Consider the following 18,291-nt stretch of genomic DNA (forward strand, 5'->3'; position numbering starts at 1 on the left):
AGACCAGCTCACCGGGTGGCGGCTGCCGCCTCCACCGCGCTTGCCCCGCGCGCCAGTTCGCGCCTGGCCCGCATGAAGGGGCGCGGGCGGTCCACGAAGAGCACCGCCGTTGTGCGGCCCTCGCGCTCGTACAGCGCGAGGAAGCCGCCCTCGTCCGGCGCGCCGTCGGTGATCGCGCCCTCCACGATGCGGACGGTGTCGGTGGCGAGCCGCCGTCCCGCGAACTGGATCCGCGCACCGTACTGGTCGGACCAGAAGTAGGGCACGGGGCGCACGGTCTCCGTGGTGTGCCCGGCGAGGAGGTTGCGTACGGCGACGCGAGGTTGCTCGGTGGCGCTGGTCCAGTGTTCGGCGCGGGTGCCGCCGACGCGGGCCACGTCTCCGACGGCGACCACCTGCGGCAGCCCCGTCACACAGCCGTCGTCGCACAGCACACCGTCGTGCAGCGCGAGTGTCGAGCCCGCCAGCCAGTCGGTGGTGGGGGTGGCACCGATGCCGACGATCACGACGTCGGCAGGCAGCGTACGGCCGTCGGCGAGTTCCACGCCGGTGATCGCCACGGTGCCGCGCAGGGCGGCGACGCCGGTGCCGGTGACCAGGTCCACACCGCCGCGGCGGTGCAGTGCGGCGCACACCGCGGCCATGGCCGGGCCGAGTTGGGGTACGAGCGGCAGCGGTGCGGCTTCGACGACCGTGACGTCGTGGCCGAGTGCGGCGCACGAGGAGGCGGTTTCGGCGCCGATGAAGCCGCCGCCGATGACGACGATCTGCCGGGGGCCGGCGGACAGTTCGGCGCGCAGGGCACGGGCGTCGTCGAGGGTGCGCAGGGTGTGCACGCCGGTGAGTTCGCAGCCGGGCAGTCCCCGGGCCGAGGCGCCGGTGGCGATGACCACGCCGTCGGTGGAGAGGGTGCGGCCGTCGTTCAGGAGGACGGTACGGCCGCGGGCGTCGAGGGCGCGGGCGCGTACGCCGAGGAGCCAGTCGGCGTCGAGTTCGGCGGTCTCCTCGGCGTCGGTGAGGGCGAGTTGGTCCTCATCGGCCCGGCCGGTGAGGAAATCTTTGGACAGGGGCGGGCGGTCGTAGGGGCGATGCGGTTCGTCCCCGACGACCACCAGGCGTCCGTCGAACCCCTGAGCACGCAGCTCGCGAGCCGCGTACAGACCGGAGAGCGAGGCACCGACGACGGTCACGGTCCTCATGCCGCCGTGCCCTCCTGAGCCGCCACGTGGACGTGGACGACGCCGTTGTCGACGGTGACGCGGTGGGTGCGGACGGCGCGGCGCGCGGGGAGGCACGTGGGTTGGCCGGTGCGGAGATCGAATGAGGCGGCGTGGAGCGGGCATTCGACCAGACAGCCCTCCAGCCAGCCCTCGGAGAGGGAGGCGTCCTGGTGGGTGCAGGTGTCATCGATGGCGTACAGCTCGCCATCGGCGTTGAACACGGCGATGGGCGGCGTCGTGTCGATACGGACGGACTCGCCCTCGGGGAGGTCATCAAGGCGGCAGACGGGAATCACGGGCCCCCCTCTCGGTCCAGGACGCTTGAGTCCGGGACTGTCAGGTCCGGTCTGGTCCGCGACCTACGCCGGTCACGGACTCTTCGGTAACGTTATGTTTCACATGGCGCACGAGGGAGCGCTATGCGCAACAGAATCCGCGCGGGATGCCCGCCACGTCAAGGGCTTCCCGCAGATGCGGTCCAATCAGGGCCGCCAGGTGGTGAGAGTTGAGCCATGACCCGCACTCAGAAGCAGGCCGAGCAGACCGAGGAGACATCGGAGAAGCAGACCAAGGGCGCGGGCAGCGCCGTGCAGTCGGTGGACCGCGCCGTGAGCGTGCTGGAGATCCTCGCCCGGCTCGGTGAGGCGGGCGTCACCGAGATCGCCGACGAGCTTGAGGTGCACAAGTCCACGGCCTTCCGGCTCCTCGGAGTGCTGGAGAATCGCGGCCTTGTGGCGCAGGCCAAGGACCGAGGGAAGTACTACCTGGGGGCCGGCGTACTCCGCCTGGCGGGGGCGGCGGCAGTGCGTCTCGACATCTCCCAGGAGGGCGTGCCCGTCTGCCGCGAGCTCGCGGACGAGCTGGGCGAGACCGTCAACATCGCGGTCCTCGACGACGACGCGGCCGTCAACATCATGCAGGCCCGCGGCGCCGCGTCCGTGACCGCCCAGAACTGGCTGGGCAGGCGTACGCCGCTGCACGCCACCTCCAGCGGCAAGGTGCTGCTGGCCCACCTTCCGCCGACGCTGCGCGAAGGGCTGCTGGCCAGAACACTGCCGCGGTTCACGGAGCGCACCATCACCGGAACGGCCGCGCTGCGCTCGGAGTTGGAGGCCATCGTCGACCAGGGGTACGCGATGGCCATCGAGGAGCTGGAGCGAGGCCTGGCCGCGGCAGCCGCCCCGGTGCGCGCGCACGACGGCAAGGTGATCGGCGCCATCAGCGTCTCGGGGCCGGTGTACCGGCTCGACTCGGACCGCCTGCCGGAACTCGCCAAGCGCACGGAGGAGGCCGCGGCCGATCTGTCGCGCCGGATGGGATACGGCTTCTGACGGAACACGCTCCGGACGCGAGCCGGAGACGGGCCGCACACCAGTCGGACGCCAAGTAGAGCGCGGGGCCGGGGAAACCCGGCCCCGCGCTCTTGTGTGTCGGCCGTGTTTCGGGTGGCCGATTCCTTTTGCCAAGGGTTAACCCACACCTCTTGACGGCCCCTTGATGGCGTTCTCACCATGTCTCCCATAGCGCAACCCATCGTGCATTGCGCAACAGCAGAGGAGCTGGTCGTGCCACACGAGGTCCGTGCCGTAGTCGCTGTGAAAAAGGGCGCACCCGTCGAGGTGCAGACAATCGTGGTGCCCGATCCCGGCCCGGGTGAGGTGCTCGTCTCCGTACAGGCCTGCGGGGTCTGCCACACGGATCTGCACTATCGGGAGGGCGCGATCAACGACGACTTCCCCTTCCTCCTCGGCCATGAGGCGGCCGGCACGATCGAAACCGTCGGCGACGGCGTCACAGACCTCGCACCCGGCGACTATGTGCTGCTCGCCTGGCGGGCGCCCTGCGGCACGTGCCGTTCCTGCCGCCGTGGCCGCCCCTGGTACTGCTTCGACTCGCGCAACGCCACTCAGCCGATGACGCTCATCGACGGCACCCCCCTCAGCAACGCCCTCGGCATCGGCGCCTTCGCGGAGAAGACCCTGGTCGCGGCCGGACAGGCGGTCAAGATCGACCCGGCGGCCCGCCCCGAGGCCGCGGGCCTGATCGGCTGCGGTGTGATGGCCGGCTACGGAGCGGCCGTGAACACCGGCAACGTCGGCCGCGGTGACACGGTCGCCGTCATCGGCTGCGGCGGTGTCGGCAACGCGGCGATCGCGGGCGCGTGCCTGAACGGCGCCATGAAGGTCATCGCCGTCGACATCGACGACAAGAAGCTCGACCAGGCGGAGAAGTTCGGTGCCACCCACACCGTCAACTCCCGCGGCACGGACCCCGTCGAGGCCGTCCGCGCGCTCACCGACGGCTTCGGAGTCGACATCGCCATCGACGCCGTCGGTCGCCCGGAGACGTACAAACAGGCCTTCTACATGCGCGATCACGCGGGCACCCTGGTCCAGGTCGGTGTCCCCGACCCCGAGATGAGGATCGACCTCCCGCTGATCGACGTGTTCTCGCGCGGCGGCGCCCTCAAGTCGTCCTGGTACGGGGACTGTCTGCCGAGCCGCGACTTCCCGTTCCTCATCGACCAGTACCTCTACGGTCTGCTCGACCTGAACGCCTTCGTCTCCGAGACCATCGCGCTGGAGCAGGTCGAGGAGGCGTTCGCGAAGATGCACCGCGGCGAGGTGCTCCGCTCGGTGGTGGTCCTGTGAGCCCCCGCGTGGTCATCGTGGGCGCCGGCATCGTCGGCTGCTCCCTCGCCGACGAGCTCACCGCCCGCGGCTGGACCGACGTCACCGTCCTCGAACAGGGGCCACTGCCCGCTCCCGGCGGCTCGACCTCGCACGCCCCCGGCCTGGTCTTCCGGACGAACCCGTCCAGGACGCTCACGGCGCTGGCCCAGTACACGGTCGAGAAGTTCAACTCCCTCAAAATGGACGGCGTTTCCTGCTTCAACCAGGTCGGCGGCCTCGAACTCGCGACGACCCCCGAGCGCCTGGCCGACCTGCACCGCAGGGCCGGTTACGCCGCCTCCTGGGGCATACGCGGCGAGATCGTGAGCACTGCCCGTTGCAAGGAACTCTGGCCACTTATCGACGAATCGACCGTCCTCGGCGGCTTCCATACCCCCGAGGACGGACTGGCCCGCGCCCTGCTCGCGTCCCGCGCCCAGATGGAACGGGCCATCAGCCGCGGCGCCCGCTTTCTGGACCGGCACACAGTCACAGGCATCGAGCAGGAAGACGGCCGTGTGACGTCGGTCGTCACCGACCAGGGCACCTTCACCGCCGACCACGTGGTCTCCGCCGCCGGTTTCTGGGGCCCGGTCATCGGCCGCATGGCCGGGGTCGACGTACCGCTCCAGCCGCTCGCCCACCAGTACGCGAAGACCAAGCCCCTGCCCGAACTCGGCGAAGCCACCGAAGAAGCCTCGAAGCCCATCCTCCGCTTCCAGGACCGCGACCTCTACTTCCGCGAGCACACCGACCGCCTGGGCATCGGCAGTTACGCCCACAAGCCGCTCCCCATCGACCCGTTCGCGGTCCTCCCGTACGACGAGGCACGAGCGAACGACATGGAGATGCCGTCCTCGTACCCCTTCACCGAGGAGGACTGGGCCCCGAGCTGGGACGACTGCCGCCGGCTGATCCCGGCGCTGCGCGAGACCGAGATCGAGGAGGGTTTCAACGGCGTCTTCTCCTTCACGCCGGACGGCATGCCGGTCCTCGGGGAATCGCGTGCGCTGCGCGGCTTCTGGCTGGCCGAGGCCGTCTGGGTGACGCACTCCGCGGGCGTGGCGAAGGCGGTGGCCGAGTGGATGGTCGACGGCCGCCCGTCCCTGGACCTGCACGAATGCGACCTTGCCCGCTTCGAGGACGTCCAGCGCTCACCCTCGTACGTGCAAGGCCGTGGCTCGCAGCAGTTCGTCGAGGTGTACGACGTCCTGCACCCGCTCCAGCCGATGGAGCAGCCGCGGCCCCTGCGGGTCAGCCCCTTCTACGCCCGCCAACAGGCCCTCGGCGCCTACTTCCTGGAGGGCGGCGGCTGGGAGCGCCCGCACTGGTACGAGGCGAACGCCCCGCTCGTCGAGGCGCTCGGCGACCTCCCCGAACGCGACCCCTGGTCGGCCCGCTACTGGTCGCCGATCGCCGCGGCCGAGGCGAAGGCCACGCGCGAGAAGGTCGCCCTGTACGACATGACGCCCCTGCGTCGCCTCGAAGTCACCGGCCCCGGAGCTCTCGACTTCCTGCACGGCATGACCAGCAACAACCTCCGCAAGAAGCCCGGCGCGGTCACCTACACCCTGCTCCTGGACGAGACGGGCGGCATACGTTCCGACCTCACCGTCGCCCGTCTGGGCCCCGACCGCTTCCAGGTGGGCGCCAACTCCCCCGCCGACCTGGACTGGTTGACGCGGCGCGCACCTGACGGCGTGCACATCAGGGACATCACGTCCGGCACCTGCTGTGTCGGCGTCTGGGGTCCGCTCGCCCGCGACCTCGTCCAGCCGCTGACCCGCGACGACTTCTCGCACGAGGGCTTCGGCTACTTCCGCGCGAAGGAGACGTACGTCGGCCATGTCCCGGTCACCGCCATGCGCCTGTCGTACGTCGGCGAGCTGGGCTGGGAGCTCTACACCACCGCCGACCTGGGACTCCGGCTCTGGGACACCCTCTGGGAGGCGGGCCAGGAGCTCAGCGTGATCGCGGCCGGGCGCTCGGCCTTCAACTCCCTTCGCCTGGAGAAGGGTTACCGCGCCTGGGGCGTCGACATGGCCGACGAGCACACCCCGTACGAGGCCGGGGTGGGCTTCGCGGTCCGTATGGACAAGGGGGACTTCACCGGGAAGACAGCCCTGGAGTCGCTGGGCGTACCCACGCGCAGGCTCACCCCCCTCCTCCTCGACGACCCGGCGTCCGTCGTCCTCGGCAAGGAGCCCGTGTACGTCGACGGCTCCCCGGCGGGCTATGTCACCAGCGCCTCGTACGGCTACACGCTGGGCCGGTGCGTCGCATACGCCTGGCTGCCCGTGCTCCCGACCGGGGCGAGCGTGCACATCGAGTACTTCGGCGAGAAGGTCCCGGCGACCGTCGTGGACGAGCCACTCTTCGACCCGAAGATGAACCGAATCCGCCGCTGAGAACGATCAATAGACAAGACCGACCACAAGACCAAGGAGGCCCCGGTGTCCCCCACGTATGACGTGATCGTCATCGGTCTCGGCGGAATGGGCAGTGCCGCCGCCCACCATCTGTCCGCGCGCGGCGCCCGTGTGCTCGGCCTGGAGAAGTTCGGCCCGGTCCACAACCGCGGTTCCAGTCACGGCGGTTCGCGGATCACCCGGCAGTCCTACTTCGAGGACCCGGCGTACGTGCCGCTGCTGCTGCGCGCCTACGAGCTGTACGACGAGGTGGAGCGGGCCACCGGCCGGGACATCGCGACGCTCTGCGGAGGCGTGATGATCGGCCCGCCCGACTCGCTGACCGTCTCCGGCTCACTGCGCTCCGCCACGCAGTGGGATCTGCCCCACGAGATGCTGGACGCGGCCGAGATCCGCCGCCGCTTCCCGACCCTGAACCCGGACGACGACGAGGTCGCGCTCTACGAGCCCAAGGCCGGCCTGGTCCGCCCCGAGAGCATGGTCGCGGCTCATCTCCAGCTCGCCACCCGGCAGGGCGCCGAGCTGCACTTCGAGGAGCCGATGACGCGCTGGGAGCCGTACAAGGACGGCGTACGCGTCCACACGGCCGAGAACACGTATACAGCGGGCCAGTTGGTGATCTGCCCGGGCGCGTGGGCGCCGCAGCTGCTCACCGATGTCGGGGTGCCGTTCACCATCGAGCGGCAGGTCATGTACTGGTTCCAGCCTGCCGGAGGTGTCCAGCCCTTTGTGCCCGAGAAGCATCCGATCTACATCTGGGAGGACGCGGCCGGAGTCCAGGTCTACGGCTTCCCGGCCATAGACGGCCTGGAGCTGGGCGCCAAGGTCGCCTTCTTCCGCAAGGGCGTCGAGTGCACTCCGGAGACCATCGACCGTGCCGTGCACGAGCACGAGATACAGGCCATGGCGGACCACATGTCCCGCTGCATCCCCGACCTGCCCGGCACCTTCCTCAAGGCCGCCACTTGCATGTACTCCAACACTCCGGACGAGCACTTCGTCATCGCGCGCCACCCGGCGCATCCAGAGTCCGTGACCGTGGCCTGCGGGTTTTCCGGGCACGGCTTCAAGTTCGTGCCGGTCGTCGGCGAGATCCTCGCCGATCTGGCCCTGAAGGGCACGACCGACCACCCGATCGGCCTGTTCGACCCCCGCCGCCTCGCCGCCGCGCCCGCCTGAGGAGTACGCACGTGACGACGACCCCGATCTCCCCGACCCCGGTGACCACGAACCCGGTCTCCGCGGGGGAGCTCCCGCCCAGCCTGATCGCGACGCTGCCGGGGCACTACTACACGGATCCGGAGATCTTCCGGCGGGAACAGGAACGCCTGTTCGAGTCGATGTGGTTCTGTGCGGTCCGCAGCGCCGACCTGGCCAAACCCGGCGCGTTCCGCACGGTCCAGGTCGGCCGCGAGAGCGTACTGATCACCCGTTCCCGCACCGGAGAGCTGCGCGCGTTCCTCAACATCTGCCGCCATCGTGGGGCCCGGCTCTGCGTGGAGGAGGCGGGCGAAGTCCGGCGCAACCTCCAGTGCCCGTACCACGCGTGGACGTACGACCTCGACGGCAAGCTGGTCGCGGCGCCGAACCTCACCAAGATGCCCGACGTCGACCGCACCACGTACGGCCTGGTCAAGGTCGCGCTGCGGGAGTGGCTCGGCTATGCCTGGGTCTGCCTGGCCGACGAGCCGCCGTCCTTCGAGGAGACGGTGATGGGCGCCGCCGTGGAGCGGCTCGGCGACGTGGCGGCCATCGAGCACTACGGCACCGAGCACCTCGCACTCGGCAAGCGCATCACATACGACGTGAAGGCGAACTGGAAGCTGATCGTCGAGAACTTCATGGAGTGCTACCACTGCGCGACCATCCACCCCGAACTCACCGATGTACTCCCGGAGTTCGCCGACGGATACGCCGCCCAGTACTACGTGGGCCACGGCGCCGAGTTCGGCGAGGAGGTCAAGGGGTTCACCGTCGACGGCAGCGTGGGCTTCGCGAAGCTGCCCTCGGTGGCGGAGGACCAGGACCGCCGTTATTACGCGATCACGGTCAAACCAACCGTTTTCATCAATCTCGTACCGGACCATGTCATCCTGCACCGCATGTTCCCGCTCGCCGAGGACCGCACGGTCGTGGAGTGCGACTGGCTCTACGCACCCGAGGTCGTCGAGAGCGGCGCCGACGTGTCGAAGTCCGTGGAACTATTCCACCGAGTCAACTCTCAGGACTTCGAGGCCTGCGAACGTACGCAGCCCGCGATGGCGTCCCGTGCCTACCGGCGCGGCGGGGTGCTGGTGCCCACCGAACACCACATCGGGATATTCCACGAGTGGCTCACAGGGATGCTGGGAGGCATGAATGGCTGATCTCTTCATCGGTGGCGCGTGGACGAGCGCGCGGGAGAAACGGACCCGCGAGATCCGCTGCCCGGCCGACGGCTCCCTTGTGGCAGTGGTGGACGAGGCGGGCGGCGGGGACACTGCCGACGCGATCGCGGCCGCGAGACAGGCCTTCGACGAGGGCCCCTGGCCGCGGACACCGCCGAATGAGCGCGGCGACCTGCTGCTGCGGGTCGCCGACCTGCTCGTACGCGACAAGGACGCGCTGGCCCGCGCCGAGTCCCTCGACACCGGAAAACGCCTGGTGGAGAGCGCGTACGACATCGACGACATCGTGAACTGCTTCCGTTACTTCGGCCGGTTCGTGGCGAGCGAGACGGGCCGGGTCGTCGACACGGGGACGGCAGGGGTGGACAGCCGGGTCGTGTACGAGCCGGTCGGTGTCTGCGCGCTGATCACGCCCTGGAACTATCCGCTCCTCCAGACGGCCTGGAAGGTCGCCCCCGCACTGGCCGCGGGCAACACCTTCATCCTCAAGCCGAGCGAGCTGACCCCGCACACAGCGATCCATCTGATGCGCCTCCTGGAGGAGGCCGGGCTGCCCCCGGGCGCGGCCAATCTGATCCTCGGCGCAGGACCCGAGGCCGGAGCGCCGCTCGGCGACCACCCGGACGTCGACCTGATCTCTTTCACCGGCGGTCTCCAGACCGGCCGCAGGCTCATGGCCGCGGCGGCCGGGACCGTGAAGAAGATCGCCCTCGAACTCGGCGGCAAGAACCCCAACATCGTCTTCGCCGACGCCGACTTCGAGACGGCCGTCGACATGGCGCTGACCGCCGTCTTCCTGCACTCGGGGCAGGTCTGTTCGGCGGGGGCCCGGCTGCTGGTCGAGGACTCACTGCACGACCGGTTCGTCGACGAGGTCGTACGTCGGGCCTCGGAGATCCGGCTCGGCGGGCCGTTCGACGAGCGGGCGCAGACCGGCCCGCTGATCTCGGCGGCGCACCGGGCGAAGGTCGAGGCGTACGTCGCCCAAGGGCTGGCGGAGGGGGCGGTCCTGCGCTGCGGCGGGAAGCGGCCGACGGATCCGCCGTACGCGGACGGGTTCTACTACCCGCCCACCGTTCTGGACGAGTGCTCGGCCGGGATGTCCGTCGTCCAGGAGGAGTCCTTCGGGCCGGTGCTGACCGTGGAGCGGTTCACGGACGAGGCGGAGGCGATACGGCTGGCCAACGACACGATCTACGGTCTCGCGGGCGCGGTGTGGACGTCCGACGAGGCCAGGGCGCACCGGGTGGCGTCCGCGCTGCGCCTGGGCACGATCTGGATCAACGACTACCACCCGTACGTCCCGCAGGCGGAGTGGGGCGGCTTCAAGCAGTCCGGGTTCGGGCGGGAACTCGGGCCGGCCGGTCTCGCCGAGTATCGCGAGACCAAGCACATCTGGCGGACGACGAATCCCAGCCCACAGGGTTGGTTCGCGTGATCATGCGTAAGATCCATGGCTCGCACGTCCGTATGATTCAGGCCACGTACATCACCAACAAGATCCAGACCCGTAAGACAACGACCACGTACGGCAACGACCCCGCACGAGCCGCGCTCCCCTCCCGCCCGGGATAACTCCCCTCTCCCCAGGAGTCCGCGCATGACCACCACCGCTCAGCCACCCGAGCAGCACAGTCAGGACGATTCCGAGCTCGCCGAGTTCGGGTACAAACCCGAGCTCAAACGCACGCTCGGCAACTTCCACACCTTCGCCGCCGGTATCAGCTACATCTCGATTCTGACCGGCACCTTCCAGCTCTTCTACTTCGGTTACGGCAGCGGCGGGCCCGCCTACTGGTGGTCCTGGCCCATGGTCTTCGTCGGCCAGTTCATGGTCGCGCTGTGCTTCGCCGAACTCGCCGCCCGCTATCCCGTGGCTGGCTCGGTCTACAACTGGTCGAAGAAGGTGGGCAATCCCCACATAGGTTGGCTGGCGGGCTGGACGATGCTCATCGCCTCGATCGTGTCGATCGCGGCCGTGGCCCTTGCGTATCAGTTGACGCTTCCTCAGATCTCTTCCGTATTCCAGTTCGTGGGCGACGGCACGGGCAAGTACGACGTCGCCACCAACGCCGTGCTGCTGGCCTCCATACTCATTCTCTTCACCACCCTGGTGAACGCCCTCGGTGTGAAGCTGATGGCCAGGATCAACACGGCGGGCGTCTTCATCGAGCTGATCGCGACCGTCGTACTGATCGTGCTGTTCGCCGTGCACATCACCCGTGGACCGCAGGTCGTGCTGGAGACGCACGGCACGGGAGCGGGCCAGCCCGGCGGCTACCTCGGGGCGTTCCTGGTCGCGTCGCTGGCGTCCGCATACGTGATGTACGGCTTCGACACGGCCGCCTCGCTCGGCGAGGAGTCCCTCGACCCGTCGCGCAACGCGCCGCGCGCCATCATCCGCGCCATCGTCGCCTCGTTCCTCCTCGGCGGGCTCATCCTGCTGCTCGCGCTGATGAGCGTGTCCAGCCTGAAGGGCGAGGAGCTGTCCACGGACGGCCTGCAGTACATCGTCCTCAACGTGCTCGGTGAGGACGCGGGCAAGGCCATGCTGTGGTGCGTGTTCATCGCAGTCACCGTGTGCGCCCTGGCCGTGCACACGGCGGCGATCCGGCTGGCCTTCGCGATGGCCCGGGACAACAACCTGCCCGCCTCCTCCAAGCTGGCCAAGGTCCACCCGCGCTTCCAGACCCCGATCGTGCCCGCGGTGATCATCGGCGTCCTGGCGCTGGCGATCCTGGTGGTCAACATCCGCCAGCCGCAGATCTTCACCGTGGTCACCAGTATCGGCATCATCTTGATCTACCTCGCGTATCTGCTGGTCACCGGCCCCATGCTGGTGGCCAGGCTGCGCGGCAAGTGGCAGCCCGCGGGCGACGGCAAGTTCTCGCTCGGCCGCTGGGGGCTGCTCGTCAACATCGTCGCCGTGGTGTGGGGCGCGGCCATGATGATCAACCTGATCTGGCCGCGCGCGGCCGTCTACAACGCCACCGCCCCGTACCACTGGTATCTGCGCTGGGGCGCCGTCCTGTTCGTCGGCATCGTGATGGGGGGCGGCTTCGCCTACTACTGGTTCGTGCAGCGGCACCGCACCGGGGTGCTCGCCGAGCACCAGTTGCAGCAGCCCGCGGCCGTGCCGCCCGCCGCGTCGCCGGCGTCCGAGTAGGCGAGTGGCCCGAGGATCTGACTCAAGGAGGTCAACCCCCCATGAACGCAGATGAGTTCGACTATGTGGTGGTCGGCGGCGGCACCGCGGGGAACGTGGTCGCGGCCCGGCTCTCCAAGGACCCGTCCGTCACGGTGTGCGTCCTGGAGGCGGGGCCCAGCGATGTCGGCGACGACGACGTCCTGAAGCTGGAGCGCTGGATGGGGCTGCTGGACTCCGGCTACGACTGGGACTATCCCATCGAGCTGCAGGCCAGCGGCAACAGCTTCATGCGGCATGCCCGCGCCAAGGTGCTCGGCGGCTGTTCCTCGCACAACTCCTGCATCGCCTTCTGGGCACCGGCCGAGGACCTCGACGACTGGGCGGCCGCGGGCTGTACGGGCTGGAGCGCGGCCGATCTGTTCCCGCTGTACCAGCGCCTGGAGTCCAACGATGCGCCGGGCGAACATCACGGGCGTACGGGGCCGGTGAAGCTGCGTACGTTGAAGAGCGACGACCCTTGTGGCACGGCCCTGTTGGAGGCCTGCGCGCAGGCGGGCATTCCGACCGTCGCCTTCAACACGGGCAGGACCGTGGTCCGCGGTGCCAACTGGTTCCAGATCAACTCCGACGAGAACAACACCCGGCAGTCCTCGTCGGTGGCGTATCTGCATCCGATCCTCGGCAAGCGGCCCAACCTGGAGGTACGGACCGGGGTGCGGGCCAAGAAGCTCGTACTGGACGGGCGGCACTGCGTGGGCGCCGAGTACCTGGACCCGGATCTGATCCACACGCGGACCGTGCGCGCCCGGCGTGAGGTGATCGTGTCCTGCGGCTCGATTGACAGCGCGAAGTTGCTCATGCTGTCGGGCATCGGGCCGGCCGAGCATCTGCGTGAGGTGGGCGTCGAGGTGGTGCTCGACTCCCCCGGCGTCGGCGAGAACCTTCAGGACCACCCCGAGGGCGTCATCATGTGGGACGCCAAGCAGCCCATGACGACCACCTCCAGCCAGTGGTGGGAGGCGGGCATCTTCTACGACACCGAACCGGGCCTGGACCGCCCGGACCTGATGTTCCACTACGGCTCCGTGCCGTTCGACATGAACACCGCGCGATGGGGCTATCCGACGTCCGAGAACGCGTTCTGCCTCACACCGAACGTGACGCGGGCCAAGTCGCGGGGCACGGTGCGGCTGCGTACGCGCGACTACCGGGACAAGCCGAAGGTCGATCCGCGGTACTTCACGCACGAGCACGACGTGCGGGTGATGACGTACGGGCTTCGGCTCGCCCGTCGCATTGCCGAACAGCCCGCGCTGAGCGAATGGGCGGGGGCGGAGTTGGCGCCCGGGCCGGATGTGCGCAGCGATGACGAGTTGCTCGACTACATCCACAAGACCCACAACACGGTGTACCACCCGTCCTGCACGGTGAAGATGGGCGCCGACGATGACGCCTCGGCACCGCTGGACGCTCGGCTGCGGGTCAAGGGGGTCGAGGGCCTGCGGGTGGCGGACGGGTCCGTCATGCCGGACCTCGTCACCGTCAATCCGTGCATCACGACGATGATGATCGGCGAGAAGTGTGCCGATCTCTTGAAAGCGGACGCCTAAGGATTCTGTGGCAGAGGCCGTGGGGCGACTGCGGGTCACTTGTGGCTGATCGCGCCCACGCGGCGGAGCCGCAAATTTGATACAGCCCCGCGCCCCTTATGGGGCGCTGGTTGCTGGCCTCTTGTACATGCGCGTCGCCGTGATCTCGCTGTGCACCGTCTCGCCCTCCCCGGCCGGAGGCTGCTGCGGCAGCCCCGGCCGGAGGTGTTCCTCCACGCTGATGTACTTCAGGCCCGCCCGGAGGTCCGCGTCATTCCGCAGCCGGATCACCAGCGGGAACTCCGCCAGCGCGGTCGTGTCGAACAGGCCGGTGGTGTAGAGGAGTTGGACGCCCAGCGCGTCCGAGACAGCCCGCTGCAGCTCCAGCAGGTACGTCGCGTTGGCGCGGCCGATGGGGTTGTCGAGGAACAGTGTGCCCGCGTGGCGGTGCTTGTCGCGGCCCCGGTCGTTCGAGCGCAGCGCGGCCATCGTGCAGTACAGCGCGATGGCGGCGGTGAGCAACTGGCCGCCGGAGAACACGTCGCCCATCTGCCCGACGGGCACGCGCTCGGCGCGCAGTACGGCGTCCGGCTTGAGGATCTCGACGGCGACGCCCTTCGGCTGGAGTGCCGCGCCGACACCGCGCAGGAGCAGCGACATTCCGTCGCGACGAAGGTCGGAGTTCTTCTTGACGGCCGCGCGGGTCGCCTCGTCGATGACCTCGCCCAGCCGCTCGGCGAGCGTGGCCTGGTCGGGCTCCTCGAAGCGGATGCGCAGGAACTCCTGCCCGGACCACTCGCCGAGTCCTTCGGGGAGACGGGACAGCCGCTGGGCGGACCTCAAGGTCGCCAGCGCCGACTCCACAAGCCCCCGCAGCCGGTCCACGATCGAGTCCCTGTTGCGCTCCAGCTGCTCCAACTCATCGGTGAGGACCCGCAGTCGGGGTGCGAAGGCGTCCGCCCACTTCTGGGCGTGCTCGGGCAGCGCGGCGGCGGGCAGCTCGCGGATCTGCTGCCGGGCAGGGGTGCGGACCTGTTCGTAACGCGTCGAGTTGGCATGCCGTACGAGGACGTCGCTCGCCTCCCGTAGGGCGGCCTCGGCGGCGGAGAGGTCGGCGGCGCAGCCCCGCAGGGAGCGGCGGGTCTCGGCGGCGGACTGCCGGGCCTCCTCGAAGGTGCCGGGGTACGGCTCGGGCTCCTCCTGCTCCTCGTCCGTCGCGTGATCACGCAGGAGGTCCCGTAGGAGGGCGGCCGTCTCGTCGAAGCCGCCGGCCGCGTCCTCGGCGGCTCGGTGGGCGTCAAGCAGTTCGGCGTGGGCCTCGCGTGCCTGGCTCAACGCCTCGGTACGGGAGGCGAGTTCGGCCGTGGCGGTACGCAGCAGGCTCTGTGCGTGCTCGGCGTCGCGCGGGAGAAGCTCCTCGGGCAGCTCGGTATGGGCCTCGCCGTCCTCGGGGGCGTGCCGCTCGGCCTCGCCGCGCAGCCGGCCGAGCTGCTCGCTCGCGGTCGACATACGGGTCTCCAACAGCTGGACGAGCTCCTCGGCCCGGGCGGCGGCGGCCTGCCGGGACGGCCCGTCGGAACCGTCCGGTGACTCCAGCAGCTGGGCCGCGCGCGTACGCACCTTGTTGCTGAGCCGGTCCAACTCGGCGAGCGCGGCGCTCTCGTCGCTCTCGGCCCGCGTCTGCTCGGCACGCAGATCGGCACCGACGCCGACCTTCTCGTAGAGCTGCGACGCGGCGCGGTAGGCCTCGCGGAGAGCGGGGAGGGAGGGCTTGGGGTGGGCGCGGTCGGGGGCCTTGTCGCTCCGTGTGTCTCCTGCTGTGCCTGCCTTGGGAGCGCCCTCGCCCTCCGCCGCCCCGTCCTCCGGTACGTCGTCGGGGACGCCCGCGATCTCCGCGCGCTCGGCGCGCAGGGTGCGGGCCGTGCGCCGGGCGTCGTCGGCGGCGCGCTGGGCGGCGCGCCGGTCCTCGTCGGCGGCACGGGCGCGCTCCAGGCAGGACTGGGCGCGGGCCTCCGACTCGGCCGCCTCGTCGGCGAGTTCGCGCAGTCTGGCCTGCCAGCCGGCCCGTTCGCGCAGCCGGAAGGCGAGTCCGGCGAGCGCGTCGGCGGCACGCCGGGCCCGCTGCGCGGCGTCCTGGCGCTCGTCCCGTACCCGGGCCGCGTCGGAGGCGGCCTCGTCGGCCTCGGCCCGCACGGTGCGTGCCTCGGCGAGTTCGGCCTCGGCCTCCTCGGCGAACGCGCGCGCTTCATGGGCGGCTTGGACGAGTTCGGCGAGCCGCCCCGCCGGACACCCGGTCCGCCAAGAGGCGAGGCGCGCCGCCAGCTCGCGGTCCTTGGCCAGGCGGGCCGCCAACTCCCGGATCTCCTCGTCCCGTTCACTCGCGCGCGTGCGCAGCGCCTGCCGCTCCTCGTCGGCGGCGTGCTCGTCGTGCATGGCAGGGTTCGGCGGTACGAGAAATACGTCGCTGCGACCGCCGTCGCCCGCGTCGTGGGCTGGCGTCGGGGCGAGCAGCGCGGCGGCCGTACCGACGGCCACGGCGGACCGGGGCAGCAGCGCGGCATCGGCGAGGGCTTCGCGGGCGCGCGCGTGGGTTTCTGGATCCGTGATGATGACGCCGTCCACCAGCTCGGGCCGGGCGGTCAGCACGCGCGCGTGGTCGACGGGGTCGACAGCCTGCGCGAGGTAGCGCCAGCCGGGGAGCGCGGGGATGCCGCGCTCGCCCAGGTACTCCACGGTGGCCATGACGTCCGGCCCCGGGGGCAGCAGCCCGCCGTCACCGAGGGCGCCAAGAATCCGCGCGTCATCGGCCGCCGCGGTCCGCAACTCGAAGAGCTGCCGCTCGGCGGAGGCGACGCCGTCGTCGAGCAACTCCCGCAACTCGTCGGCGTAACGGTCCAACTCCTCGGCGGTAAGGGGGCCTTCGGGCATCGGCCGCGCGTCGCCGTGGCCGGAGACACCAGCACCCGGCAGGCTCAGCAGTTCCGCCAGCCGTTCCTCGCCCGCCAGGGCTTCGGCGGTGCGCCGCTCCGCGTCGTACGCGCGCTCGGCTGCCGTCGCGGCGTCCGAGGCGCGGGCCGCCGTGAGTTCGGCGCGGGACTCGGTGGCGGCGGCCTCGCGGGCGTGTTCCGAGGCGCGGCGGGACGCCTCGCGTGCGGTGTCCCAGGCGGCGACAGCGGACTTTTCGGCGTCGCTGGCCGCGAGGGCCGCGCGCGCGGGGTCGGCGTCAGGGGCGGTGTCGTCGAGCCAGCCTGCGCGTACCGCCTCGGCGGTCTCCTGCTCGACCTCGCCGAGCCGCTGCCGCAGGTGACCGACCTCGCTGCGGGCGCGCTGCGCCTCGGTGGCGGCGGCCGTCGAGTCGCGGTGGGCGGCCTCGCCGGTCTCCTGGAGTGTGGCGGAGCGCTCCTCCTCCTCGTTGGCGACCGTCTCGGCCCCTTCGGCCGCGGAGTGCAGAGCGCGGACGAGGTCGACGGCGGCCTTCGCGCGCGCGGCGAGCGCGGGCGCGGCATCCCGCTCGGCCTCGCGAATCGCGGCGGCCACGCGCGCGGAGCGGTCCGCGGCGGCCCGGTGGCGCAGCACCGCCTCGGCGGCCTGCCAGGCGGAGTGCAGCGTGCGCGCGTCGGCGAGCTCGCGCTTCTGCGCCGCCGCAGCCTTCTCGGCGCCGGCGAGCGCCAACGAGGCGTGCCGGTAGGCGAGTTCGGCCGCGATCAGCGCGCTCCTGGAGCGGGCGCCCTCGGCTGCGGTGACCGTGTGCGCGGCGGCGGTGACCCGCTGGGCGAGATCGGCGGACCGGGCCCGCTCCTGCACGGCGCGCGCGGTCAGCCGCCGGGCCAGCGTGCGCGTACGCCGCTCGGCGGCCGTGTGGATGTCCCGCGCGCGCGAACGTGTCTCTGCCGCCTCCACGATCCGCCCGAGCAGATCCACGGATCCCGCCGTGAACTCCCGCTCGGCGATCAACTCGGCCCGCCGCCCCAGCTTGTTGCCGAATCCGCCGACCAGGTCCGCGAGCCCGTCGGTGTCCCGGGTGTCGGTGACCGCGCGCAGCAGCAGATCGGTGAAGTCGGAGTCCTTCTTGACCGCGAAGAGCCCGGCTGCCTCACCCTCGTCGGCGTTCATCTCCCGCTGGTAGCGGAAGAGTTCGGGATCCAGACCGAGATCCCCGAGATGCTCGTTCCAGCGGTCGTGGATCTCTTCCCAGTGCACCTCCAGATGCGGGTACGCCTTCCCCGCCTCCGTGATCGCGTCCCGGAACCCCTTCATCGTGCGGCGTCGCCCCTGCGCCCCGGACACGCCCTCGACGTGTGGCCGTACGGCCGTGGCCTCGGCGACCGGCAGATTGTCCAGGCTCAGCCCGGGGCCGGGCCGGAACGAGTACCACGCCTCCGCGAACTTCCGCGGATCGTTGGAGACTTGGCGCCCGCGCCACTCGCTCACCTTGCCGACCACGACGCACTCACCGGTCAGCGTGTGCTGCCACTCCAGCGCCACATGCCCGCAGTCGTCGGCGAGCAGGAACTTCCGCAGCACACCCGAACTGGCCCCGCCCAGCGTGTTCCGGTGTCCTGGCAGCATCACCGAGAAGATCAGCTTGAGCAGTACGGACTTGCCGCCGCCGTTCTCCAGGAAGAGCACGCCCGCGGGTGCCGGACGGCGCGGTGGCCCGGCCGGCTCCTCCTCGAAGAACTCCGCCTGGGTGGGCGCGGGGTCGGGCACGGGCTCGCCGACACCCCGGAGGTCCAGCACGGTGTCGGCGTAGCGCGCACCGGCCGGCCCGATGGAGTAGAGACGGACCCGGGACAGCTCGTACATGGCGGCGGACTCTCGTAATCGGACGTGTTCGGAAGGGAGT

Annotated in this window: 11 protein-coding genes; 8 read left to right on the top strand and 3 right to left on the bottom strand. The window is 70.5% G+C overall.

The window, feature by feature from the left end; translation table 11 throughout:
• Positions 1 to 8 precede the first annotated feature (8 nt).
• Entirely contained in the window at positions 9 to 1,199 is a 1,191-nt protein-coding gene (locus ACYVO6_RS00090) for an NAD(P)/FAD-dependent oxidoreductase (protein WP_461056267.1), read from the bottom strand.
• Positions 1,196 to 1,516, bottom strand: coding sequence for a bifunctional 3-phenylpropionate/cinnamic acid dioxygenase ferredoxin subunit (locus ACYVO6_RS00095; RefSeq protein WP_461056269.1), 321 nt, complete (start codon positions 1,514 to 1,516; stop codon positions 1,196 to 1,198). Before ACYVO6_RS00095 ends, ACYVO6_RS00090 begins: the two co-directional genes overlap by 4 nt.
• 291 nt (positions 1,517 to 1,807) lie before the next feature.
• Here ACYVO6_RS00095 and ACYVO6_RS00100 point away from each other — a divergent pair, with 291 nt between their 5' ends.
• The 8 genes from ACYVO6_RS00100 to ACYVO6_RS00135 all read left to right on the top strand — a co-directional run bounded on the left by ACYVO6_RS00100 (position 1,808) and on the right by ACYVO6_RS00135 (position 13,466).
• Positions 1,808 to 2,551 carry an IclR family transcriptional regulator gene (locus ACYVO6_RS00100; RefSeq protein ID WP_461056705.1) on the top strand — a complete coding sequence of 248 codons (744 nt, stop codon included), beginning with the start codon at positions 1,808 to 1,810 and terminating at the stop codon, positions 2,549 to 2,551.
• 234 nt (positions 2,552 to 2,785) lie between these two features.
• Positions 2,786 to 3,871, top strand: coding sequence for an S-(hydroxymethyl)mycothiol dehydrogenase (locus tag ACYVO6_RS00105; RefSeq protein ID WP_461056271.1), 1,086 nt, complete (start codon positions 2,786 to 2,788; stop codon positions 3,869 to 3,871).
• Positions 3,868 to 6,300, top strand: a complete 2,433-nt coding sequence (locus tag ACYVO6_RS00110) for a GcvT family protein (RefSeq protein WP_461056273.1) — start codon at positions 3,868 to 3,870, stop codon at positions 6,298 to 6,300. Before ACYVO6_RS00105 ends, ACYVO6_RS00110 begins: the two co-directional genes overlap by 4 nt.
• Positions 6,301 to 6,345: 45 nt before the next feature.
• Positions 6,346 to 7,500 (top strand): N-methyl-L-tryptophan oxidase, encoded by a 1,155-nt coding sequence (solA, locus tag ACYVO6_RS00115; RefSeq protein ID WP_461056275.1) that lies wholly within the window; start codon positions 6,346 to 6,348, stop codon positions 7,498 to 7,500.
• Positions 7,501 to 7,511: 11 nt separating this feature from the next.
• Positions 7,512 to 8,687 (top strand): aromatic ring-hydroxylating oxygenase subunit alpha, encoded by a 1,176-nt coding sequence (locus ACYVO6_RS00120; RefSeq protein WP_461056277.1) that lies wholly within the window; start codon positions 7,512 to 7,514, stop codon positions 8,685 to 8,687.
• A complete protein-coding gene (locus ACYVO6_RS00125; RefSeq protein WP_461056279.1) occupies positions 8,680 to 10,146 on the top strand; it encodes an aldehyde dehydrogenase family protein in 1,467 nt (488 codons plus the stop codon). Before ACYVO6_RS00120 ends, ACYVO6_RS00125 begins: the two co-directional genes overlap by 8 nt.
• Positions 10,147 to 10,308: 162 nt before the next feature.
• A complete protein-coding gene (locus ACYVO6_RS00130; protein WP_461056281.1) occupies positions 10,309 to 11,874 on the top strand; it encodes an APC family permease in 1,566 nt (521 codons plus the stop codon).
• Positions 11,875 to 11,915: 41 nt separating this feature from the next.
• Positions 11,916 to 13,466 (top strand): GMC family oxidoreductase, encoded by a 1,551-nt coding sequence (locus tag ACYVO6_RS00135; protein WP_461056283.1) that lies wholly within the window; start codon positions 11,916 to 11,918, stop codon positions 13,464 to 13,466.
• A gap of 96 nt (positions 13,467 to 13,562) precedes the next feature.
• Here ACYVO6_RS00135 and ACYVO6_RS00140 read toward each other — a convergent pair whose 3' ends face one another.
• Positions 13,563 to 18,251, bottom strand: coding sequence for a hypothetical protein (locus tag ACYVO6_RS00140; protein ID WP_461056285.1), 4,689 nt, complete (start codon positions 18,249 to 18,251; stop codon positions 13,563 to 13,565).
• Positions 18,252 to 18,291: the final 40 nt, after the last annotated feature.

The organism is Streptomyces pseudoechinosporeus, from assembly GCF_054783935.1.

Excerpts from the sequence above, each read along its gene's own strand:
- ACYVO6_RS00140 (WP_461056285.1), bottom strand. The coding sequence starts at position 18,251 with ATGTACGAGCTGTCCCGGGTCCGTCTCTACTCCATCGGGCCGGCCGGT.
- ACYVO6_RS00130 (WP_461056281.1), top strand. The coding sequence starts at position 10,309 with ATGACCACCACCGCTCAGCCACCCGAGCAGCACAGTCAGGACGATTCC.
- ACYVO6_RS00135 (WP_461056283.1), top strand. The coding sequence starts at position 11,916 with ATGAACGCAGATGAGTTCGACTATGTGGTGGTCGGCGGCGGCACCGCG.
- ACYVO6_RS00125 (WP_461056279.1), top strand. The coding sequence starts at position 8,680 with ATGGCTGATCTCTTCATCGGTGGCGCGTGGACGAGCGCGCGGGAGAAA.
- ACYVO6_RS00090 (WP_461056267.1), bottom strand. The coding sequence starts at position 1,199 with ATGAGGACCGTGACCGTCGTCGGTGCCTCGCTCTCCGGTCTGTACGCG.